General features: G+C 56.0%; 18 protein-coding genes and 1 pseudogene. 17 read left to right on the top strand and 2 right to left on the bottom strand.

The genetic code is table 11. The features are described 5' to 3' along the window. Positions 1-186 precede the first annotated feature (186 nt). The 4 genes from dnaK (at position 187) to nhaR (ending at position 5,639) form a co-directional block, all read left to right on the top strand. Positions 187-2,100 (top strand): molecular chaperone DnaK, encoded by a 1,914-nt coding sequence (gene dnaK / locus P349_RS13925; protein WP_024907421.1) that lies wholly within the window; start codon positions 187-189, stop codon positions 2,098-2,100. A gap of 87 nt (positions 2,101-2,187) precedes the next feature. Next, entirely contained in the window at positions 2,188-3,333 is a 1,146-nt protein-coding gene (dnaJ, locus tag P349_RS13930; protein ID WP_023310347.1) for a molecular chaperone DnaJ, read from the top strand. A gap of 172 nt (positions 3,334-3,505) precedes the next feature. Beyond that, entirely contained in the window at positions 3,506-4,681 is a 1,176-nt protein-coding gene (gene nhaA / locus P349_RS13935) for a Na+/H+ antiporter NhaA (RefSeq protein ID WP_032649860.1), read from the top strand. Positions 4,682-4,739: 58 nt separating this feature from the next. Then, positions 4,740-5,639, top strand: a complete 900-nt coding sequence (gene nhaR / locus P349_RS13940; protein ID WP_003856462.1) for a transcriptional activator NhaR — start codon at positions 4,740-4,742, stop codon at positions 5,637-5,639. Between the two features lie 57 nt (positions 5,640-5,696). Here nhaR and rpsT read toward each other — a convergent pair whose 3' ends face one another. Next, positions 5,697-5,960: a 30S ribosomal protein S20 gene (gene rpsT, locus P349_RS13945; RefSeq protein ID WP_003856458.1), complete on the bottom strand. Its 264-nt coding sequence runs from the start codon at positions 5,958-5,960 to the stop codon at positions 5,697-5,699. 101 nt (positions 5,961-6,061) lie between these two features. Between rpsT and P349_RS26800 the strand changes: the two are divergent. The 13 genes and pseudogenes from P349_RS26800 (at position 6,062) to folA (ending at position 21,404) form a co-directional block, all read left to right on the top strand. Beyond that, positions 6,062-6,280 (top strand): annotated as a pseudogene (locus tag P349_RS26800) (DUF2575 domain-containing protein). 7 nt (positions 6,281-6,287) lie between these two features. Further along, positions 6,288-7,214 (top strand): bifunctional riboflavin kinase/FAD synthetase, encoded by a 927-nt coding sequence (gene ribF / locus P349_RS13950; RefSeq protein ID WP_024907423.1) that lies wholly within the window; start codon positions 6,288-6,290, stop codon positions 7,212-7,214. Positions 7,215-7,259: 45 nt separating this feature from the next. After that, on the top strand, positions 7,260-10,076 hold the full coding sequence (ileS, locus tag P349_RS13955) for an isoleucine--tRNA ligase (protein WP_024907424.1): 2,817 nt from the start codon (positions 7,260-7,262) through the stop codon (positions 10,074-10,076). Then, on the top strand, positions 10,076-10,576 hold the full coding sequence (gene lspA / locus P349_RS13960) for a signal peptidase II (RefSeq protein WP_008502034.1): 501 nt from the start codon (positions 10,076-10,078) through the stop codon (positions 10,574-10,576). The genes ileS and lspA overlap by 1 nt, the downstream gene beginning before the upstream one ends. Positions 10,577-10,669: 93 nt before the next feature. Next, on the top strand, positions 10,670-11,119 hold the full coding sequence (gene fkpB, locus P349_RS13965; protein ID WP_003856450.1) for an FKBP-type peptidyl-prolyl cis-trans isomerase: 450 nt from the start codon (positions 10,670-10,672) through the stop codon (positions 11,117-11,119). A 1-nt stretch (position 11,120) separates the two neighbouring features. Then, positions 11,121-12,071 (top strand): 4-hydroxy-3-methylbut-2-enyl diphosphate reductase, encoded by a 951-nt coding sequence (gene ispH, locus P349_RS13970; protein ID WP_024907425.1) that lies wholly within the window; start codon positions 11,121-11,123, stop codon positions 12,069-12,071. Positions 12,072-12,276: 205 nt separating this feature from the next. Beyond that, entirely contained in the window at positions 12,277-13,098 is an 822-nt protein-coding gene (dapB, locus tag P349_RS13975) for a 4-hydroxy-tetrahydrodipicolinate reductase (RefSeq protein ID WP_032649858.1), read from the top strand. A gap of 455 nt (positions 13,099-13,553) precedes the next feature. Continuing rightward, positions 13,554-14,702, top strand: coding sequence for a glutamine-hydrolyzing carbamoyl-phosphate synthase small subunit (gene carA / locus P349_RS13980; protein ID WP_024907427.1), 1,149 nt, complete (start codon positions 13,554-13,556; stop codon positions 14,700-14,702). An 18-nt stretch (positions 14,703-14,720) separates the two neighbouring features. Continuing rightward, positions 14,721-17,945, top strand: coding sequence for a carbamoyl-phosphate synthase large subunit (gene carB, locus P349_RS13985; RefSeq protein ID WP_024907428.1), 3,225 nt, complete (start codon positions 14,721-14,723; stop codon positions 17,943-17,945). 139 nt (positions 17,946-18,084) lie between these two features. After that, positions 18,085-18,318 (top strand): YgdI/YgdR family lipoprotein, encoded by a 234-nt coding sequence (locus P349_RS13990; protein ID WP_023310357.1) that lies wholly within the window; start codon positions 18,085-18,087, stop codon positions 18,316-18,318. Positions 18,319-18,421: 103 nt separating this feature from the next. Next, on the top strand, positions 18,422-18,952 hold the full coding sequence (gene kefF / locus P349_RS13995) for a glutathione-regulated potassium-efflux system oxidoreductase KefF (protein ID WP_032649856.1): 531 nt from the start codon (positions 18,422-18,424) through the stop codon (positions 18,950-18,952). After that, positions 18,945-20,810 (top strand): glutathione-regulated potassium-efflux system protein KefC, encoded by a 1,866-nt coding sequence (kefC, locus tag P349_RS14000; protein ID WP_032649854.1) that lies wholly within the window; start codon positions 18,945-18,947, stop codon positions 20,808-20,810. The genes kefF and kefC overlap by 8 nt, the downstream gene beginning before the upstream one ends. Before the next feature lie 114 nt (positions 20,811-20,924). Continuing rightward, the gene (gene folA, locus P349_RS14005) at positions 20,925-21,404 is read left to right on the top strand and encodes a type 3 dihydrofolate reductase (RefSeq protein ID WP_008502023.1); all 480 of its coding nucleotides are present in this window, start codon (positions 20,925-20,927) and stop codon (positions 21,402-21,404) included. A 38-nt stretch (positions 21,405-21,442) separates the two neighbouring features. Here folA and apaH read toward each other — a convergent pair whose 3' ends face one another. Next, positions 21,443-22,291, bottom strand: coding sequence for a bis(5'-nucleosyl)-tetraphosphatase (symmetrical) ApaH (apaH, locus tag P349_RS14010; RefSeq protein ID WP_032649852.1), 849 nt, complete (start codon positions 22,289-22,291; stop codon positions 21,443-21,445). Positions 22,292-22,295 lie beyond the last annotated feature (4 nt).

Raw genomic sequence — 22,295 nt, 5'->3', positions numbered from 1 at the left:
ATCAGGGTGAAATTAAAATTTTTTTTATCATTCCCCCTTGATGGATGCCGTCGCGACCCCATCTTGTAGTCAACCGCAGTGTGTGGACCTGAAAAAAATCAAATCTGGGCAGTTGAAAAAGCACGTTCTGCCCTTATTACAGGTACACAACCACATGTTGACTGAATTTTTAGTGGAGACGTTTAGATGGGTAAAATTATTGGTATCGACCTGGGTACTACCAACTCTTGTGTAGCGATTATGGATGGCACTACTGCACGCGTGCTGGAGAACGCCGAGGGCGATCGCACCACGCCTTCTATCATTGCTTATACCCAGGATGGTGAAACTCTGGTTGGTCAGCCGGCTAAACGTCAGGCAGTGACAAACCCGCAAAACACCCTGTTTGCGATTAAACGCCTGATCGGTCGCCGCTTCCAGGACGAAGAAGTTCAGCGTGACGTTTCCATCATGCCTTACAAAATCATCGCGGCAGATAACGGCGATGCATGGCTTGATGTGAAAGGCGCTAAAACTGCACCACCGCAGATTTCTGCTGAAGTGCTGAAGAAAATGAAGAAAACCGCTGAAGATTACCTGGGTGAGCCGGTAACTGAAGCTGTTATTACCGTACCTGCCTACTTCAACGATGCTCAGCGTCAGGCAACCAAAGATGCTGGCCGTATCGCAGGTCTGGAAGTAAAACGTATCATCAACGAACCAACCGCGGCTGCACTGGCTTACGGTCTGGATAAAGAAGTTGGCAACCGTACTATCGCGGTTTACGACCTGGGTGGTGGTACCTTCGATATCTCTATTATCGAAATCGACGAAGTTGACGGCGAAAAAACCTTCGAAGTTCTGGCAACCAACGGTGATACCCACCTGGGTGGTGAAGACTTCGATACCCGTCTGATCAACTACCTCGTTGACGAGTTTAAGAAAGATCAGGGCATTGACCTGCGTAACGACCCGCTGGCGATGCAGCGCCTGAAAGAAGCCGCTGAGAAAGCGAAGATCGAGCTGTCTTCCGCTCAGCAGACCGACGTGAACCTGCCGTACATCACTGCAGACGCGACCGGTCCTAAACACATGAACATCAAAGTGACCCGTGCGAAACTGGAAAGCCTGGTAGAAGACCTGGTGAACCGTTCTATCGAGCCGCTGAAAGTTGCTCTGCAGGATGCTGGCCTGTCCGTATCCGATATCCAGGACGTTATCCTGGTCGGTGGTCAGACCCGTATGCCAATGGTTCAGAAGAAAGTGGCTGAGTTCTTTGGTAAAGAGCCACGTAAAGACGTTAACCCGGACGAAGCAGTTGCAATCGGTGCTGCGGTTCAGGGTGGCGTACTGACCGGTGAAGTTAAAGACGTACTGCTGCTGGACGTTACCCCGCTGTCTCTGGGTATCGAAACCATGGGCGGTGTGATGACTGCGCTCATCAACAAAAACACCACCATCCCGACGAAACACAGCCAGGTGTTCTCTACCGCTGAAGACAACCAGTCTGCGGTAACCATCCATGTGATTCAGGGTGAGCGTAAGCGTGCGGCGGATAACAAATCTCTGGGTCAGTTCAACCTGGACGGTATTAACCCGGCACCGCGCGGCATGCCGCAGATCGAAGTGACCTTCGATATCGATGCTGACGGTATCCTGCACGTGTCTGCGAAAGACAAAAACAGCGGTAAAGAGCAGAAGATCACCATCAAGGCATCTTCTGGCCTGAACGAAGCGGAAATCGAAAAAATGGTTCGCGATGCCGAAGCTAACGCGGAATCCGACCGTAAGTTCGAAGAGCTGGTTCAGACCCGTAACCAGGGTGACCATCTGCTGCACAGCACCCGTAAGCAGGTTGAAGAAGCAGGCGATAAACTGCCAGCGGAAGACAAGACTGCTATCGAAGCTGCACTGAGTGCGCTGGAATCCTCACTGAAAGGTGAAGACAAAGCGGACATCGAAGCGAAGATGCAGGAACTGGCGCAGGCTTCTCAGAAGCTGATGGAAATCGCTCAGCAGCAGCACGCTCAACAGCAGGCGGGCGCTGACGCTTCGGCGAACAACGCGAAAGACGACGACGTTGTCGACGCTGAGTTCGAAGAAGTTAAAGATAAAAAATAATCGCCCTGATGCAGGGTAATTAATCGGCACGGGCGTAGGAGAACTCTCCACGCCCGTGCTCGCATGTTAAGGGGCTTAAAAAAACCAATGGCAAAGCAAGACTATTACGAGATTTTAGGCGTTCCGAAAACTGCGGAAGAGCGTGAAATCAAAAAGGCGTATAAGCGCCTGGCCATGAAATTCCACCCGGACCGTAACCAGGGTGATAAAGAGGCTGAAGCCAAATTTAAAGAGATCAAAGAAGCCTACGAAGTCCTGACCGATGCACAAAAACGTGCGGCCTATGACCAGTACGGTCATGCAGCCTTTGAACAGGGCGGCATGGGCGGCGGTGGATTCGGTGGCGGCGGCTTTGGCGGCGGCGCTGACTTCAGCGATATCTTTGGCGATGTGTTTGGCGACATCTTCGGCGGTGGCCGTGGTCGTCAGCGCGCGGCGCGCGGCGCGGACCTGCGCTACAACATGGAGCTGACGCTGGAAGAGGCCGTCCGCGGTGTCACCAAAGAGATCCGTATTCCGACGCTGGAAGAGTGTGACGTTTGCCACGGCAGCGGCGCGAAAGCAGGTACACAGCCTCAGACCTGTCCAACCTGTCACGGCTCTGGTCAGGTACAGATGCGTCAGGGCTTCTTCGCGGTACAGCAGGCCTGTCCGCACTGTCACGGTCGCGGTACGCTGATTAAAGATCCGTGCACCAAATGCCACGGCCACGGTCGCGTTGAGAAAACCAAGACCCTCTCCGTTAAAATCCCGGCCGGCGTCGATACGGGCGACCGCATTCGTCTGGCGGGTGAAGGTGAAGCAGGTGAACACGGTGCACCGGCAGGCGATCTGTACGTTCAGGTGCAGGTGAAGCAGCACGCCATCTTCGAGCGTGAAGGTAATAACCTGTACTGCGAAGTGCCGATCAACTTCGCGATGGCGGCACTGGGCGGTGAAATCGAAGTGCCGACGCTGGATGGTCGCGTGAACCTGAAAGTGCCAGGCGAAACCCAGACCGGTAAGCTGTTCCGCATGCGCGGGAAAGGCGTTAAGTCCGTTCGCGGTGGTGCGCAGGGCGACCTGCTGTGCCGCGTCGTCGTAGAAACGCCGGTTGGCCTGAACGACAAGCAGAAACAGCTGCTGAAAGAGCTGCAGGAGAGCTTTGGTGGCCCGACGGGTGAGAAAAACAGCCCGCGTTCCAAAAGCTTCTTCGATGGCGTCAAAAAATTCTTCGATGATTTGACCCGTTAATCTGTTCTCAGATTTTCATCCGCAAAAGCCCGGAAGCGATTCCGGGCTTTTTCTATTTACGGGTATTGCTCGGTAAAACTGAATCTATACTCAATATTAATCTGTTTTTGCCGAGCTATTTGGCTTGGTATTATGGTTTTATCGAGGTATTGTTGTAACAGAGAGAATTAAAGTGAAATTACTACACCGTTTTTTTAGCAGTGAGGCGTCCGGCGGCGTGATCCTGATTATTGCCGCTGTGGCCGCGATGGTGCTGGCTAACCTTGGCATCACGCAGGAACTCTACCATGCATTTCTGGAAACGCCCGTTGAGCTGAAGGTCGGGGCGCTGGAAATTAACAAGAACATGCTGCTGTGGATCAACGATGCGCTGATGGCGGTGTTCTTCCTGCTCGTCGGGCTTGAGGTTAAGCGTGAGCTGGTACTGGGCTCGCTTGCCAGCCGCCAGCGCGCGGCGTTCCCGGTGATTGCCGCGCTCGGCGGGATGGTGGTGCCGGCTCTGCTCTTCCTGGCGTTCACCTGGCAGGATCCGATTGCACGTCACGGCTGGGCGATCCCGGCTGCGACGGATATCGCCTTTGCCCTCGGGGTGCTGGCCTTACTGGGAAGCCGCGTGCCGGTAGCCCTGAAAATCTTCCTGATGGCGCTGGCGATCATCGATGACCTGGGTGCCATTGTGATTATCGCACTCTTCTACACCAGCGATCTGTCGATCCTGTCCCTGAGCGTGGCCGCCGGGGCGATTGCGGTGCTGGCGCTGCTGAACATCTTCAATGTTCGCCGTATCGGTATCTATATCCTGGTGGGGATGGTGCTGTGGACGGCGGTGCTGAAATCAGGCGTGCACGCCACGCTGGCGGGCGTGATCGTCGGCTTCTTCGTACCGCTGAAGCCGCAGGACGGCAAGTCGCCTGCCAAACAGCTGGAGCATGTGCTGCACCCGTGGGTCGCCTTTATGATCCTGCCGCTGTTTGCGTTTGCCAACGCCGGTGTGTCGCTGGGTGGCGTGACGCTGGACGGGCTAACGTCCGTGCTACCGCTGGGCATTATTGCCGGGCTGTTTATCGGCAAGCCGCTGGGTATTAGCCTCTTCTGCTGGCTGGCGACGAAGCTGAAGCTGGCGTCTTTGCCGCACGGCACCACCTTTAAGCAGATTATGGCCGTCGGCGTGCTGTGTGGTATAGGGTTTACGATGTCGATCTTTATCTCGACGCTGGCGTTTGGGACGCATGCGCCTGAGCTTATCGTCTGGGCAAAACTCGGCATTCTCATCGGGTCATTACTGGCTGCGGTAATCGGTTATACCTTGCTGAAGGTAAAATTGTCCGGACAGGCCGTCCAGGCATAACGGAACACCGGGAGGAGGCGATCCTTTTCCCGATACACACTCAGGGAGAGAAGACGCGATGTCTCATTTAAATTACAACCATCTGTACTACTTCTGGCACGTCTATAAACAGGGCTCGGTGGTGGGGGCGGCAGAGGCGCTCTACCTGACGCCGCAAACCATCACCGGGCAAATCAAGGCCCTGGAAGAGCGCCTGCAGGGTAAGCTGTTCAAGCGTAAGGGGCGTGGGATTGAACCCAGCGAACTGGGTGAACTGGTTTTCCGCTACGCGGACAAAATGTTCACCCTGAGCCAGGAGATGCTGGATATCGTCAACTACCGCAAAGAGTCGAACCTGCTCTTTGATGTTGGCGTGGCGGATGCGCTGTCCAAGCGGCTGGTGAGCGGCGTGCTGGATGCGGCGGTGGTGGAAGATGAGCAAATCCATCTGCGCTGCTTTGAATCCACCCATGAGATGCTGCTGGAACAGCTCAGCCAGCATAAGCTGGACATGATTATCTCGGACTGCCCGATTGACTCCACCCAGCAGGAAGGGCTGTTCTCGGTGAAGATTGGCGAATGCGGCGTCAGCTTCTGGTGTATTAACCCGCCGCCGGAAAAACCGTTCCCCGCGTGCCTGGAAGAGCGTCGCCTGCTGGTGCCGGGAAGACGCTCCATGCTCGGACGCAAGCTGCTGAACTGGTTTAACTCGCAGGGGCTGAACGTGGAGATACTCGGTGAGTTCGACGATGCGGCGCTGATGAAAGCCTTTGGCGAAGCGCATAACGCGATCTTCGTTGCGCCGACGCTGTACGCGCACGATCTCTATTCGGACGATAAGATTACGGAGATAGGCAGAGTGGATAACGTGATGGAGGAGTATCACGCCATATTTGCCGAAAGAATGATTCAGCACCCGGCGGTACAGCGAATCTGTAACCGCGACTATTCAGCGCTGTTTACGCCACCGGCAATCTGAAGACATAAAAAAACCCGCGTTAAGCGGGTTCTTTAAACAAGCAACAACAAGTAGCGATTAAGCCAGTTTGTTGATCTGCGCAGTCAGGTTTGCTTTATGACGCGCTGCTTTGTTTTTGTGGATCAGACCTTTAGCAGCCTGACGATCCACGATTGGTTGCATTTCGTTAAATGCGTTCTGCGCTGCAGCTTTGTCGCCTGCTTCGATTGCTGCGTATACTTTCTTGATGAAAGTACGCATCATAGAGCGACGGCTTGCATTGTGCTTACGAGCCTTTTCAGACTGAACGGCACGTTTCTTAGCTGATTTGATATTAGCCAAGTCCAACTCCCAAATATGATCTATGTGGACAATTCAAAGGCCGAGGAATATGCCCTCTTTGCCTTCTTTTGTCAATGGATTTGTGCAAATAAGCGCCGTTAATTAGCGACGCTACGTTACGTAGTGATGGCGCAGGATTCTACCAGCTTGTCTTCCCTGAATACAGCCTTTCGGCATAAAAATCGCAGTTCACGAGCAGATTTTTTCGCTGCGAAAGGTCAGCCTGATGAAATCATTACGGCTTTCTGTTTTGCACGAACAATCGCCGGTTAACCTTAACCGTTGTACAAGGTATACTTTGGCGATTTTCACTGTTTTGAGCCAGACATGAAGCTGATACGCGGCATACATAATCTCAGTAGCGCGCCACACGGGTGCGTGCTGACCATTGGTAATTTCGACGGCGTGCATCGTGGTCATCAGGCGCTGTTGCAGGGATTGCGTAAAGAAGGGGAGGCCCGTGGCCTGCCCGTTGTGGTGATGATTTTCGAACCGCAGCCGTTGGAGCTGTTCGCGGGTGATAAATCTCCCGCCCGTCTCACTCGCCTGCGCGAGAAGTTGCGCTACCTGGCAGAGTCCGGTGTGGACTACGTATTGTGTGTACGTTTCGATCGCCGCTTTGCCGCGCTGACAGCACAAAATTTTGTCAGCGACCTGCTGGTTAAGCGTCTTGGCGTACAGTTTCTCGCCGTGGGCGATGATTTCCGCTTTGGCGCTGGTCGTCAGGGCGATTTCTTGCTATTACAGAAGGCTGGTCTGGAGTACGGGTTTGACGTCACCAGCGCGATGACCTTCTGTGAGGGCGGCGTGCGCGTCAGCAGCACGGCGGTACGCCGGGCACTGGCCGATGACGAGCTGGAGACGGCGGAAACCCTACTGGGGCATCCGTTCACTATCTCTGGCCGCGTGGTCCATGGCGATGCGCTCGGCCGCACGATAGGCTTCCCGACGGCGAATATACCGCTGCGTCGTCAGGTTTCCCCGGTTAAAGGGGTGTATGCGGTGGAAGTGGCAGGACTGGGCGATAAGCCGTTTTACGGCGTCGCCAATATTGGCACGCGTCCGACCGTCGCCGGTGTGCGTCAACAGTTGGAAGTGCACCTGCTGGACGTTGTAATGGACCTGTATGGTCGCCATATAGATGTGATACTGCGTAAAAAAATACGCAACGAGCAGCGATTTGGTTCGCTGGATGAACTCAAAGCGCAAATTGCGCGAGATGAATTGACGGCCCGCGAGTTTTTTGGGCTTTGAACCCGGCTTAACTGCCTACGTGATAAATACGGAACCGAGAATCTGATGAGTGACTATAAATCAACCCTGAATTTGCCGGAAACAGGGTTCCCGATGCGCGGCGATCTCGCCAAGCGCGAACCGGGAATGCTGGCGCGTTGGACCGATGATGACCTGTACGGCATCATTCGTGCAGCCAAAAAAGGCAAAAAATCCTTCATTCTGCATGATGGCCCTCCATATGCGAATGGCAGCATTCATATTGGTCACTCGGTTAACAAGATTCTGAAAGACATTATCGTGAAGTCCAAAGGCCTCGCGGGATATGACTCGCCTTACGTTCCGGGCTGGGACTGCCACGGTCTGCCAATCGAGCTGAAAGTGGAGCAGGAGTTTGGCAAGCCGGGTGAGAAGTTCACCGCCGCCGAGTTCCGTGCGAAGTGCCGCGAATACGCCGCTACGCAGGTTGACGGTCAGCGCGCTGACTTCATCCGTCTGGGCGTGCTGGGCGACTGGTCGCACCCGTACCTGACCATGGACTTCAAAACTGAAGCCAACATCATTCGTGCGCTGGGGAAAATCATCGGTAACGGCCACCTGCACAAAGGCGCTAAGCCGGTGCACTGGTGCGTGGACTGCCGCTCTGCGCTGGCAGAAGCGGAAGTGGAGTATTACGACAAAACCTCTCCATCTATCGACGTGGCCTTCCAGGCCGTCGATCAGGATGCGGTGAAAGCCAAATTTGGCGTCTCCTCGGTAAACGGCCCAATCTCGCTGGTTATCTGGACCACCACTCCGTGGACCCTGCCTGCGAACCGTGCGATCTCCCTGTCCGGTGAGTTCGAATACGCGCTGGTTCAGGTTGAAGGTCAGGCGGTTATCCTGGCGAAAGATCTGGTTGAAAGCGTGCTGAAGCGTGCGCATATCACCGACTACACCGTGCTGGGCACCGTGAAAGGTGACGCGCTGGAGCTGATGCGCTTCAAGCACCCGTTCCTGGACTTCGACGTTCCGGCGATTCTGGGCGACCACGTGACGCTGGAAGCGGGTACCGGTGCGGTGCATACCGCCGGTGGCCACGGTCCTGACGACTACAACATCAGCCTGAAGTACGGTCTGGAAATCGCTAACCCGGTGGGCCCGGATGGTTCTTACCTGCCAGGCACCTACCCGGCTCTGGACGGTATCAACGTCTTCAAAGCGAACGACATCATCGTCGACATGCTGCGCACCAGCGGCGCGCTGCTGCACGTTGAAAAAATGCAGCACAGCTATCCGTGCTGCTGGCGTCACAAGACCCCGATCATCTTCCGTGCGACCCCGCAGTGGTTCGTCAGCATGGATCAGAAAGGCCTGCGCGAGCAGTCTCTGAAAGAGATCAAAGGCGTGCAGTGGATCCCTGACTGGGGCCAGGCGCGTATCGAATCCATGGTGGCTAACCGTCCTGACTGGTGTATCTCCCGTCAGCGTACCTGGGGCGTACCGATGTCTCTGTTCGTACATAAAGAGACGCAGGAGCTGCACCCGAACACCCTGGAACTGATGGAAGAAGTGGCGAAGCGCGTCGAAGTTGACGGCATTCAGGCGTGGTGGGATCTCGACGCCCGCGACATCCTGGGCGCTGACGCTGACAGCTACGAGAAAGTGCCGGATACCCTGGACGTGTGGTTTGACTCCGGATCGACCCACTCCTCCGTGGTTGACGTGCGTCCGGAGTTTGCCGGCCACGCTGCCGATATGTATCTGGAAGGCTCTGACCAACACCGCGGCTGGTTCATGTCATCCCTGATGATCTCCACCGCCATGAAGGGTAAAGCGCCTTACCGTCAGGTACTGACTCACGGCTTCACCGTGGATGGTCAGGGCCGTAAGATGTCCAAATCTATCGGTAACACCGTTTCTCCGCAGGATGTGATGAACAAGCTGGGCGCAGACATTCTGCGTCTGTGGGTGGCGTCGACCGACTACACCGGCGAAATGGCGGTATCTGACGAGATCCTGAAACGTGCTGCCGACAGCTATCGTCGTATCCGTAACACCGCGCGCTTCCTGCTGGCGAACCTGAACGGGTTCGATCCGGCAAAAGACATGGTGAAACCGGAAGAGATGGTCGTGCTGGACCGCTGGGCGGTAGGCTGCGCGAAAGCGGCGCAGGAAGATATCCTGAAGGCCTATGAGTCTTATGACTTCCACGAAGTGGTGCAGCGCCTGATGCGCTTCTGCTCCATTGAGATGGGTTCGTTCTACCTCGACATCATCAAAGACCGCCAGTACACCGCGAAAGCGGATAGCGTGGCGCGTCGTAGCTGCCAGACCGCGCTGTTCCATATCGCAGAAGCGCTGGTACGCTGGATGGCGCCGATCATGTCCTTCACCGCGGATGAAATCTGGGGTTACCTGCCGGGCGATCGTGAGAAGTATGTCTTCACCGGCGAGTGGTACGAAGGTCTGTTCGACCTCTCCAGCACCGAAGCGATGAACGATGCCTTCTGGGACGAGCTGCTGAAAGTGCGTGGCGAAGTGAACAAGGTTATCGAGCAGGCGCGTGCAGACAAGAAAGTCGGCGGCTCTCTGGAAGCAGCAGTCACGCTGTACGCTGAACCGGAGCTGGCGGCGAAGCTGACGGCGCTGGGCGATGAATTACGATTTGTCCTGTTGACCTCCGGTGCGAAAGTTGCGGATTATGCCGAGGCTTCTGCTGATGCTCAGCAGAGCGAACTGCTCAAAGGACTGAAAGTCGCGCTGAGCAAAGCCGACGGTGAGAAATGCCCGCGCTGCTGGCATTACACCACCGATGTCGGTCAGGTGGCGGAACACGCAGACATCTGCGGACGCTGTGTAAGCAACGTCGCCGGTGACGGCGAAAAACGTAAGTTTGCCTGATGAGTAAAACTCTCTGTTCAACAGGACTGCGCTGGCTGTGGCTGGTTGTGGTGGTGCTGATTATCGATCTGGGCAGCAAGTTCCTGATCCTCCAGAATTTTGCTCTGGGGGAGACGGTCCCGCTGTTCCCGTCACTTAACCTGCACTACGCACGTAACTACGGCGCAGCGTTCAGTTTCCTTGCCGACAGCGGTGGCTGGCAGCGCTGGTTCTTCGCGGGTATCGCTCTCGGTATCTGCGTGATCCTGGCTGTGCTGATGTACCGCTCGAAGGCGACGCAAAAGCTGAATAACATCGCCTACGCGCTGATCATTGGCGGCGCGCTGGGCAACCTGTTTGACCGCCTGTGGCACGGCTTTGTGGTCGATATGATCGACTTCTACGTCGGCGACTGGCACTTCGCGACCTTTAACCTCGCCGATAGCGCTATTTGCATCGGTGCAGCGTTAATCGTGCTGGAAGGCTTCTTGCCGAAACCCGCCGCGAAAGAGCAGGCGTAAAAACCAGCCGGGTGGCGCTGCGCTTACCCGGCCTACGGTTAATGTAGGCCCGGCAAGCGCAGCGCCACCGGACAAAACAAGCGAGCAATTTGCATGTCTAAATCCGTACAGAGCAACAGCGCGGTTCTCGTCCACTTCACGCTGAAGCTGGATGACGGCTCCACGGCCGAATCCACCCGCAATAACGGCAAACCGGCCCTGTTTCGTCTTGGCGATACTTCCCTGTCTGAAGGTCTTGAGCAGCAGCTTCTCGGTCTGAAAGAGGGTGAGAAAAAAGCCTTTTCGCTGGAGCCGGATGCCGCGTTTGGCGTGCCAAGTCCCGATCTGATCCAGTATTTCTCGCGCCGTGAGTTCATGGACGCGGGTGAACCGGAAATCGGGGCGATTATGCTCTTTACCGCTATGGACGGCAGCGAAATGCCTGGCGTGATCCGCGAAATCAACGGCGATTCGATTACCGTTGATTTCAACCATCCGCTTGCCGGGCGTACCGTTCATTTTGATGTTGAAGTGCTGGAAATCGATCCTGCACTGGAGGCCTGAAATGCAGATCCTGTTGGCTAACCCGCGCGGCTTCTGCGCCGGTGTAGACCGCGCTATCAGCATTGTTGAAAACGCGCTGGAGATTTACGGCGCGCCGATTTATGTACGTCACGAAGTGGTGCATAACCGCTACGTGGTTGACAGCCTGCGCGAGCGCGGCGCCATCTTTATCGAGCAGATCAGTGAAGTGCCGGACGGTGCGATCCTGATCTTCTCCGCGCATGGCGTCTCCCAGGCGGTACGTAACGAAGCGAAAAGCCGCGATCTGACCGTATTCGATGCCACCTGTCCACTGGTGACCAAGGTGCATATGGAAGTGGCGCGCGCCAGCCGTCGTGGTGAAGAGTCGATTCTGATTGGCCATGCCGGTCATCCGGAAGTTGAAGGCACCATGGGCCAGTACAGCAACCCGGAAGGGGGGATGTATCTGGTCGAGTCGCCGGAAGATGTCCTGACGCTGAACGTGAAAAATGAAGCCCGTCTGTCGTTTATGACCCAGACGACGCTCTCCGTAGACGATACCTCAGACGTGATTGACGCCCTGCGTCAGCGCTTCCCGAAAATCGTCGGTCCGCGTAAAGATGATATCTGCTATGCGACCACTAACCGTCAGGAAGCGGTGCGTGCACTGGCTGAACAGGCGGATGTGGTGCTGGTGGTCGGCTCCAAAAACTCGTCTAACTCCAATCGCCTGGCCGAACTGGCGCAGCGCATGGGGAAGGCAGCGTTCCTGATTGATGACGCGTCGGATATTCAGGAAGCGTGGGTTAAGCATGCGGCCTGTGTCGGCGTGACGGCCGGGGCGTCTGCGCCAGATATTCTGGTTCAGAACGTCATTTCCCGTTTGCAGGAGCTGGGCGGTGGCGAAGCGGTGCCGCTGGAAGGACGTGAGGAGAACATCGTTTTCGAAGTCCCGAAAGAACTGCGCATCGACGCCCGCGAAGTCGAATAGTCCCTTTTCTGATGAAAGGCCAGCACCTCCTGTGCTGGCCTTTTTTTTAACCGTTACTTTATCGTGACGACAAAATCATGTCTTTTACTGATATTTAAGTCGGTTTCACGTTAAATTCTAATTATCGGTGTTTTCAGTTGGCAGTGCTTCTCAAGGCTGGTTAATCTGAAAACGGTTTACATCATTTTAACGTAAGAGAATAACTATGCATGATGCACAGATCCGTGTCGCCATTGCGGGCGCGGGTGGACGTATGGGCCGTCAGCTTATTCAGGCGGCACTTCAGATGGATGGCGTCGCGCTTGGCGCGGCCCTGGAGCGTGAAGGTTCTTCACTTCTGGGGACCGATGCCGGTGAGCTGGCGGGCGCAGGCCACACGGGCGTTACCGTGCAAAGCAGCCTGGAGGCGGTAAAAGAGGACTTCGATGTCTTCATCGATTTTACCCGCCCGGAAGGGACGCTCACGCATCTGGCGTTTTGCCGTCAGCACGGCAAGGGGATGGTGATCGGCACCACCGGTTTTGACGACGCGGGTAAGCAGGCTATCCAGGATGCATCAAAAGAGATTGCGATTGTCTTCGCCGCAAACTTTAGCGTGGGCGTTAACGTCATGCTGAAGCTGCTGGAGAAGGCCGCGAAGGTGATGGGCGACTATACCGATATTGAGATCGTAGAAGCGCACCATCGTTATAAAGTTGACGCGCCCTCCGGCACCGCGCTGGCGATGGGCGAAGCGATTGCTTATGCAATGGATAAAGATTTAAAAGACATTGCGGTCTATTCTCGCGAAGGCCACACCGGCGAGCGTGTCCCGGGCACCATTGGTTTTGCTACCGTTCGTGCAGGTGATATCGTCGGCGAACATACCGCGATGTTCGCCGATATTGGCGAACGTGTGGAGATCACGCATAAAGCCTCCAGCCGAATGACATTTGCTAACGGCGCAGTACGCTCCGCTTTGTGGCTGAAAAATAAGAAAGATGGCCTTTTTGATATGCGAGATGTGCTCGATCTCAACAATTTGTAAGCATTATTACCCATCGTGATGTGGTTATTGCAGTCGTAATTGTTTGATTGCATAGGGCAATATTTTATTGCCCTTTTATTTTTGATTGTTTCAATGTAAATCAGGCTATAATCCTATAAAAATCTATCTATTGCTGCGTTTTAACGTTGCTGAAATGTAAATTTTGACCATTTGGTCCACTTTGTGATGCTCCATCCGCTGATTTTTTATTAAACCAGGCGCGCAAGCGTTTTCCGCAGTGATTTACCTGATCTTTTTGTCGCTTAAGCCGCATTCCTCTCGCCAGGCCTGTAAAAGACTAAATAAAATCTCCGTTTTGAGTTGACTTTTACCCACCAAATCCCCAGAATGCCGCCGTTTGCCAAAAATCCGCTGGCAACACATTTGCATTGATTCATGACATAGTTATGCATTAATATGCAAATAAAGTGAGTGAATATTCTCTGGAGGGTGTTTTGATTAAGTCAGCGCTATTGGTTCTGGAAGACGGAACCCAGTTTATCGGTCGGGCCATAGGGGCAACGGGTTCGGCGGTTGGGGAAGTCGTTTTCAATACTTCAATGACCGGTTATCAAGAAATCCTCACTGATCCTTCCTATTCTCGCCAAATCGTTACTCTTACTTATCCTCATATCGGCAATGTCGGCACCAATGCTGCTGACGAAGAATCTTCTCAGGTACATGCGCAAGGCCTGGTCATCCGCGATCTGCCGCTGATTGCCAGCAACTTCCGCAATACCGAAGACCTCTCTTCTTACCTGAAGCGCCATAACATCGTGGCGATTGCCGATATCGATACCCGTAAGTTAACGCGTCTGCTGCGCGAGAAAGGTGCACAGAACGGCTGCATCATCGCGGGTGATAACCTCGATGCGACGCTGGCGCTGGAAAAAGCGAAAGCCTTCCCGGGCCTGAACGGCATGGACCTGGCGAAAGAAGTGACTACCGCTGAAGCCTACAGCTGGACTCAGGGTAGCTGGACGCTTTCAGGCGACCTGCCGGAAGCGAAAAAAGAGAGCGAGCTGCCGTTCCACGTGGTGGCCTACGATTTCGGCGCCAAGCGCAACATCCTGCGCATGCTGGTTGACCGCGGCTGCCGCCTGACGGTGGTGCCGGCACAAACGTCTGCCGAAGACGTGCTGAAGATGAATCCGGACGGTATTTTCCTGTCCAACGGCCCTGGCGACCCGGCGCCGTGCGATTACGCTATCGCCGCCATTAAGTCCTTCCTGGAAACCGACATCCCGGTATTCGGCATCTGTCTCGGCCATCAGCTGCTGGCCCTGGCGAGCGGTGCGAACACCGTTAAGATGAAGTTCGGCCACCACGGTGGTAACCACCCGGTGAAAGACATCGATAACAACACGGTGATGATCACCGCGCAGAACCACGGCTTTGCCGTCGATGAAGCCTCAATGCCGGCTAACCTGCGCGTGACCCACAAGTCGCTGTTCGATGGCACCCTGCAGGGCATCCACCGTACCGATAAGCCAGCGTTCAGCTTCCAGGGCCACCCGGAAGCCAGCCCGGGCCCACACGACGCCGCGCCGCTGTTCGATCACTTCATCGAACTTATCGAGCAATACCGTAAGACCGCTAAATAATCAGGAGCCGAGAAGACAATGCCAAAACGTACAGACATAAAAAGCATCCTGATCCTTGGCGCTGGCCCGATCGTGATCGGCCAGGCCTGTGAATTCGACTACTCCGGCGCGCAGGCGTGTAAAGCCCTGCGCGAAGAGGGTTACCGCGTTATCCTGGTGAACTCCAACCCGGCAACCATAATGACCGACCCGGAAATGGCTGATGCGACCTACATCGAGCCGATTCACTGGGAAGTGGTGCGTAAAATCATCGAGAAAGAGCGTCCGGACGCGGTGCTGCCAACCATGGGCGGCCAGACGGCGCTGAACTGTGCGCTGGAACTGGAGCGTCAGGGCGTGCTGGCTGAGTTCGGCGTGACCATGATTGGTGCGACCGCCGACGCGATTGATAAAGCAGAAGACCGTCGCCGCTTCGACGTGGCAATGAAGAAAATCGGCCTCGACACCGCGCGTTCCGGTATCGCACACAACATGGAAGAAGCGCTGGCCGTTGCGGCTGATGTGGGCTATCCGTGCATCATCCGTCCATCGTTCACCATGGGCGGCACCGGCGGCGGCATCGCCTACAACCGCGAAGAGTTCGAAGAAATTTGCGAGCGCGGTCTGGATCTCTCCCCAACCAAAGAGCTGCTGATTGATGAATCGCTGATTGGCTGGAAAGAATACGAGATGGAAGTGGTGCGTGATAAAAACGACAACTGCATCATCGTCTGCTCTATCGAAAACTTCGATGCGATGGGTATCCACACCGGTGACTCCATCACCGTTGCGCCAGCTCAGACCCTGACCGACAAAGAGTATCAAATCATGCGTAACGCCTCGATGGCGGTACTGCGTGAAATCGGCGTGGAAACCGGCGGTTCTAACGTGCAGTTCTCCGTTAACCCGAAAACCGGCCGTCTGATTGTTATCGAAATGAACCCGCGCGTGTCCCGTTCCTCCGCGCTGGCCTCTAAAGCGACCGGCTTCCCGATTGCGAAAGTGGCGGCGAAACTGGCGGTGGGCTACACCCTCGACGAGCTGATGAACGACATCACCGGTGGCCGCACGCCTGCGTCCTTCGAGCCGTCCATCGACTACGTTGTGACCAAAATTCCTCGCTTCAACTTCGAGAAATTTGCAGGCGCGAACGACCGACTGACCACCCAGATGAAATCTGTCGGTGAAGTGATGGCGATTGGCCGCACGCAGCAGGAATCCCTGCAGAAAGCGCTGCGCGGCCTCGAAGTGGGCGCGACCGGCTTCGACCCGAAAGTGAGCCTGGACGATCCGGAAGCGCTGACGAAAATTCGCCGCGAGCTGAAAGACGCGGGCGCAGAGCGTATCTGGTATATCGCCGATGCCTTCCGTGCGGGGCTGTCCGTCGACGGCGTGTTCAACCTGACCAACATCGACCGCTGGTTCCTGGTGCAGATTGAAGAGCTGGTGCGTCTGGAAGAGCAGGTGGCTGAGCTGGGCATCACCGGCCTGGACGCGGACTTCCTGCGCGTGCTGAAGCGTAAAGGCTTCGCCGATGCGCGTCTGGCTAAGCTGGCGGGCGTGCGTGAAGCGGAAATCCGCAAGCTGCGCGACCAGTATGACCTGCACCCGGTCTACAAGCGTGTGGACACCTGTGCGGCGGAGTTCTCGACCGACACCGCCTACATGTACTCCACCTATGAAGACGAGTGCGAAGCGAACCCGTCCGTCGACCGCGACAAGATTATGGTGCTGGGCGGTGGTCCAAACCGTATCGGCCAGGGCATCGAGTTCGACTACTGCTGCGTACACGCCTCGCTGGCGCTGCGTGAAGACGGTTACGAGACCATCATGGTCAACTGTAACCCGGAAACCGTATCGACCGACTACGACACCTCTGACCGCCTCTACTTCGAGCCGGTTACCCTGGAAGACGTGCTGGAAATCGTGCGCATCGAGAAGCCAAAAGGCGTTATCGTGCAGTACGGCGGCCAGACCCCGCTGAAGCTGGCGCGCGCGCTGGAAGCGGCAGGCGTGCCGGTTATCGGTACCAGCCCGGACGCGATTGACCGTGCGGAAGACCGCGAGCGTTTCCAGCAGGCGGTTGACCGTCTGAAGCTGAAACAGCCTGCGAACGCCACCGTCACCGCCATTGAGATGGCCGTTGAGAAGGCGAAAGAGATTGGCTACCCGCTGGTCGTTCGTCCTTCCTACGTGCTGGGCGGCCGCGCAATGGAAATCGTTTATGACGAAGCCGACCTGCGCCGCTACTTCCAGACCGCGGTGAGCGTCTCCAACGATGCGCCAGTGTTGCTCGACCGCTTCCTCGACGACGCGGTGGAAGTGGACGTTGACGCCATCTGCGACGGCGAAATGGTGCTGATTGGTGGCATCATGGAGCACATCGAGCAGGCGGGCGTGCACTCCGGTGACTCAGCCTGTTCTCTGCCAGCCTACACGCTGAGTCAGGAGATTCAGGATGTGATGCGCCAGCAGGTGCAGAAGCTGGCCTTCGAGCTGCAGGTTCGCGGTCTGATGAACGTTCAGTTCGCAGTGAAAGACAACGAAGTCTACCTGATTGAAGTGAACCCGCGTGCGGCACGTACCGTCCCGTTCGTCTCCAAAGCCACCGGTGTTCCGCTGGCGAAAGTAGCGGCGCGCGTGATGGCGGGCCAGACGCTGGCGCAGCAGGGCGTGACCAAAGAGATCATCCCACCGTACTACTCGGTGAAAGAAGTGGTGCTGCCGTTCAACAAATTCCCGGGCGTTGACCCGCTGTTAGGGCCAGAAATGCGCTCTACCGGGGAAGTAATGGGCGTAGGCCGCACCTTTGCAGAAGCGTTCGCTAAGGCACAGCTGGGCAGTAGCTCCACCATGAGAAAATCAGGCCGTGCGCTGCTCTCCGTTCGTGAAGGCGACAAAGAGCGCGTGGTTGACCTGGCCGCCAAGCTGCTGAAACAGGGCTTCGAGCTGGATGCAACCCACGGTACGGCGATTGTGCTGGGCGAAGCCGGCATCAACCCGCGTCTGGTGAACAAGGTGCATGAAGGTCGTCCGCACATTCAGGATCGTATCAAGAATGGCGAATATACCTACATCATCAACACCACCGCAGGCCGCCAGGCGATCGAAGACTCCAAGCTGATTCGCCGCAGCGCGCTGCAGTACAAAGTGCACTACGACACCACCCTGAACGGCGGTTTCGCAACGGCCATGGCGCTGAACGCGGATGCTACCGAGAAGGTGATTTCAGTGCAGGAAATGCACGCGCAGATTAGCAAGTAAGTAAAAATGCCCGGTGCCGTTCGGCTGCCGGGCATTCTCCCCATCTTCAGAACCTTCTGGTTTTTCATCCGCTTTCAGTCAGTTAGCCTAAAATCATTAGGTCGATAACGAAATTCAACTGAGAGCAGGGGAAAACACCATGCAAAATAAATTACTGATCGCTTCCGTTCTGGCTGCCACGACAATGTTTACCGTTGCGGGCTGTTCGTCTAATCAGGCCGTAAAAACCACCGATGGCAAAACCATTGTTACCGACGGAAAACCACAGGTGGATGACGATACCGGTCTGGTGTCGTACAAAAACGCCGAAACCGGTCAAACCGAGCAGATCAACCGTGACCAGGTGAAATCGATGGGCGAGCTGGATAACTAATTCAGAATTCTGACGTAAGCCCGTCAATAATATTCACTATTAGCCTGTTGAATTACTGACTACACTCTTTTGTTAAAAGAAAGCAGTAACAACAGGCTAATCAATGATTCTGATAATTTATGCCCATCCTTATCCGCAGCACTCGCATGCGAATAAGCGGATGCTTGAGCAGGTAAGGACGCTTGATAACGTAGAGATACGTTCCCTCTATCAACTCTATCCCGATTTTAATATCGATATCGCCGCCGAACAGGAGGCGCTTTCCCGTGCCGATCTGATTATCTGGCAGCATCCCATGCAGTGGTACAGCACGCCCCCGCTCCTGAAACTGTGGATTGATAAAGTCTTCTCCCACGGCTGGGCGTATGGCCACAACGGCAATGCGCTAAAAGGGAAAAGCCTGATGTGGGCGGTCACCACCGGCGGAGGGGAAAGCCACTTTGATATCGGTTCCTTCCCGGGGTTTGAGGTCCTGGCACAGCCGCTGCAGGCGACTGCGCTGTATTGCGGTCTGAACTGGCTCCCGCCTTTTGCGATGCACTGCACCTTTGTCTGCGACGATGAAACGCTGCAGGCGCAGGCTCGCCATTATAAACAACGCTTACTTGAGTGGCAGGAGGCGCACCATGGATAGCCATACGCTGATACAGGCGCTGATATACCTTGGCGCAGCGGCGCTCATTGTGCCCGTGGCGGTACGCCTGGGGCTGGGCTCTGTTCTCGGCTACCTGATTGCGGGCTGCGTCATTGGACCGTGGGGCTTTCGACTGGTGACGGATGCAGAGGCGATCCTTCATTTCGCTGAAATCGGCGTTGTGCTGATGCTCTTTGTGATTGGCCTGGAGCTCGACCCGCAGCGGTTGTGGAAGCTTCGCGCATCAGTATTTGGCGGTGGGGCACTGCAGATGGTGGCCTGCGGCCTGCTGCTGGGCGGGTTCTGCATCCTGCTGGGCATGGACTGGAAAGTGGCAGAGCTTATCGGCATGACCCTGGCGCTCTCCTCAACGGCCATTGCCATGCAGGCGATGAACGAACGAAATCTGACGGTATCCCAGATGGGACGTAGCGCGTTCTCGGTGCTGCTGTTCCAGGATATTGCCGCTATCCCGCTGGTGGCGATGATCCCGCTGCTGGCGGCCAGCGGTTCCTCTACCACGCTGGGCGCTTTCGCGCTGTCGGCACTGAAGGTGGCGGGCGCGCTGGCGCTGGTGGTGCTGCTTGGTCGCTACGTCACCCGTCCGCTGCTGCGGTTTGTTGCCCGCTCGGGTCTGCGCGAAGTGTTCAGCGCCGTGGCGCTGTTCCTGGTGTTTGGCTTCGGTCTGCTGCTGGAAGAGGCCGGGCTGTCGATGGCGATGGGGGCGTTCCTCGCAGGCGTTCTGCTGGCGAGTTCTGAATACCGTCACGCGCTGGAAAGCGATATCGAGCCGTTCAAAGGGTTACTGCTGGGGCTGTTTTTCATTGGTGTGGGGATGTCCGTCGACTTCGGCACGCTGGTGACGCACCCGCTGCGGATCGTCATCCTGCTCGTCGGCTTCCTGATCATTAAAATGGTGATGCTGTGGCTGATTGCGCGTCCATTAAACGTGCCGGCCAGGCAGCGCCGCTGGTTTGCCGTGCTGCTGGGGCAGGGGAGTGAATTTGCGTTCGTGGTCTTTGGCGCCGCGCAGATGGTAAACGTGCTCGATCCCGAGTGGGCGAAAGCGCTGACGCTGGCGGTCGCACTGTCGATGGCGGCGACGCCTGTGCTGCTGGTGGTGCTGACGCGCCTGGAAAAATCGGACAGCGAGCAGGAACGTGAAGCCGATGAGATTGACGAGGAGCAGCCGCGCGTCATCATCGCCGGATTTGGTCGCTACGGGCAGATCGTCGGGCGTTTATTACTCTCCAGCGGCGTGAAGATGGTCATCCTCGATCACGATCCCGACCATGTCGATACCCTGCGTAAATTTGATATGAAGGTGTTTTACGGGGATGCCACCCGCGTCGATCTGCTGGAATCCGCCGGGGCGGCAAAAGCCGAGGTATTGATTAACGCCATTGACGATCCGGAGACCAGCATGCAGATGGTGGAGCTGGTTAAAGAGCATTTCCCGGCACTGACCATTATCTCCCGCGCGCGCGATGTGGATCACTACATCAGGCTGCGACAGGCGGGCGTAGACGCACCGGAGCGTGAAACGTTCGAAGGTGCGCTGAAGTCTGGCCGTATGGCGCTGGAAAACCTGGGGCTTGGCGCGTACGAAGCGCGCGAACGGGCGGACCTGTTCCGTCGCTTTAATACCGAGATGGTTGAAGAGATGGCGGCGATGGCGGGCAGTACGGCCACCGAGCGCGCGGCGGTGTTTAAACGCACCAGCGCGATGCTGACGGAAATCATTAACGAGGACCGTAACCACCTGTCGCTGATCCAGCGCCATGGCTGGCAGGGCACGGAAGAGGGCAAGCATACCGGCGATCCGGCTGACGAGCCCGAGAGTAAACCTTCCGCGTGAAGTGGAGTTGCCAGCAATATTAAAAAATTTCTTTATCTTTACCCTGCCGCCAGTCGACGAAAGATTAAGCTTTCCGTATAGTGGCGGCAATTTTTTGCATCCGGGAAATTTTCAATGATCAGTCTGATTGCAGCGCTGGCGGTGGACCGCGTTATCGGTATGGAAAATGCCATGCCGTGGAACCTGCCTGCCGATCTCGCATGGTTTAAACGTACTACGTTAAACAAGCCGGTAGTGATGGGCCGCCTGACCTGGGAGTCGATTGGTCGTCCATTGCCGGGCCGTAAGAATATCGTTATCAGCAGCCAGCCAGGCACTGACGATCGCGTCGAATGGGTAAAATCAGTAGACGAGGCGATTGCTGCATGCGGCAATGCCGAAGAGATTATGGTGATTGGCGGTGGGCGTGTGTACGAGCAGTTCCTGCCAAAAGCGCAGAAGCTGTATCTGACCCACATTGATGCAGAAGTGGAAGGGGATACCCATTTCCCTGACTACGATCCGGACGAGTGGGAATCGGTATTCAGCGAATTCCACGACGCGGATGCACAGAACTCCCACAGCTACTGCTTCGAGATTCTGGAACGTCGTTAAGTGATTTTCCCTCTCCCGGCCGGGAGAGGGAATCATTATCAGGAGGCAACGGCCTCGCCTTCTCCTAAGTCCAGCTGTCGGTTGGACGGCTGCACAAAGTAAGCTTTATCTTCCCAGCGTAAGCAGGTTAACTCCCCACCCCAGCAGCATCCGGTATCCAGGCCGTAAATCCCTTCCGGCGTTCCTTTTCCTTCCAGTGCTGCCCAGTGACCAAATACCACGCTGTACTCGCTGGTCACCGGTCCCGGAATGGCAAACCACGGTTTCAGCGGGGCGGGCGCGCTTTCCGGCGTCTCTTTGGAATACATATCCAGCTGCCCGTTCGGGAAGCAGAAACGCATGCGGGTGAACGCGTTGGTGATAAAGCGCAGGCGGGCCAGACCGCTGAGATCCTCGCTCCAGTGGTTCGGCATATCGCCGTACATGGCATCAAGGAAGAAAGGATACGAGTCGCTCGCCAGCACCGCCTCAACGTCACGCGCGCAGGTTTTCGCCGTCTCAAGATCCCATTGTGGCGTGATCCCGGCATGCGCCATGACCAGCTTTTTCTCTTCGTCGATCTGCAGCAGGGGCTGACGGCGCAGCCAGTTAATCAGATCGTCCGCGTCCGGCGCATCCAGCAGTGGAGTGAGGCGATCTTTAGGCTTGTTGCGGCTGATCCCCGCGAAAACCGCCAGCAGATGCAGATCGTGGTTACCCAGCACCATGCGCACGCTGTCGCCCAGCGATTTGACGAAACGTAATACTTCAAGGGAGCCGGGGCCACGCGCGACTAAATCGCCCGTCAGCCAGAGCGTGTCCTGTCCTGGCGTAAAGTCGACCTGTTTTAACAATGCGATCAGTTCATCGTAGCAACCGTGAACGTCGCCAATCAGATATGTAGACATTAGA

The organism is Enterobacter sp. DC4 (assembly GCF_000568095.1).
Lineage (GTDB): Bacteria > Pseudomonadota > Gammaproteobacteria > Enterobacterales > Enterobacteriaceae > Enterobacter > Enterobacter pseudoroggenkampii.
This window is presented reverse-complemented; position numbering and strand designations above follow the sequence as displayed.

What these genes read in the sequence shown, in the direction of transcription:
- kefF (WP_032649856.1), top strand. Translation starts at nt 18,422, where the DNA reads ATGATTCTGATAATTTATGCCCATCCTTATCCGCAGCACTCGCATGCG.
- P349_RS13990 (WP_023310357.1), top strand. Translation starts at nt 18,085, where the DNA reads ATGCAAAATAAATTACTGATCGCTTCCGTTCTGGCTGCCACGACAATG.
- lspA (WP_008502034.1), top strand. Translation starts at nt 10,076, where the DNA reads ATGAGTAAAACTCTCTGTTCAACAGGACTGCGCTGGCTGTGGCTGGTT.
- carB (WP_024907428.1), top strand. Translation starts at nt 14,721, where the DNA reads ATGCCAAAACGTACAGACATAAAAAGCATCCTGATCCTTGGCGCTGGC.
- ispH (WP_024907425.1), top strand. Translation starts at nt 11,121, where the DNA reads ATGCAGATCCTGTTGGCTAACCCGCGCGGCTTCTGCGCCGGTGTAGAC.
- kefC (WP_032649854.1), top strand. Translation starts at nt 18,945, where the DNA reads ATGGATAGCCATACGCTGATACAGGCGCTGATATACCTTGGCGCAGCG.
- folA (WP_008502023.1), top strand. Translation starts at nt 20,925, where the DNA reads ATGATCAGTCTGATTGCAGCGCTGGCGGTGGACCGCGTTATCGGTATG.
- nhaR (WP_003856462.1), top strand. Translation starts at nt 4,740, where the DNA reads ATGTCTCATTTAAATTACAACCATCTGTACTACTTCTGGCACGTCTAT.
- apaH (WP_032649852.1), bottom strand. Translation starts at nt 22,291, where the DNA reads ATGTCTACATATCTGATTGGCGACGTTCACGGTTGCTACGATGAACTG.
- dapB (WP_032649858.1), top strand. Translation starts at nt 12,277, where the DNA reads ATGCATGATGCACAGATCCGTGTCGCCATTGCGGGCGCGGGTGGACGT.
- ileS (WP_024907424.1), top strand. Translation starts at nt 7,260, where the DNA reads ATGAGTGACTATAAATCAACCCTGAATTTGCCGGAAACAGGGTTCCCG.
- dnaK (WP_024907421.1), top strand. Translation starts at nt 187, where the DNA reads ATGGGTAAAATTATTGGTATCGACCTGGGTACTACCAACTCTTGTGTA.
- ribF (WP_024907423.1), top strand. Translation starts at nt 6,288, where the DNA reads ATGAAGCTGATACGCGGCATACATAATCTCAGTAGCGCGCCACACGGG.
- fkpB (WP_003856450.1), top strand. Translation starts at nt 10,670, where the DNA reads ATGTCTAAATCCGTACAGAGCAACAGCGCGGTTCTCGTCCACTTCACG.
- dnaJ (WP_023310347.1), top strand. Translation starts at nt 2,188, where the DNA reads ATGGCAAAGCAAGACTATTACGAGATTTTAGGCGTTCCGAAAACTGCG.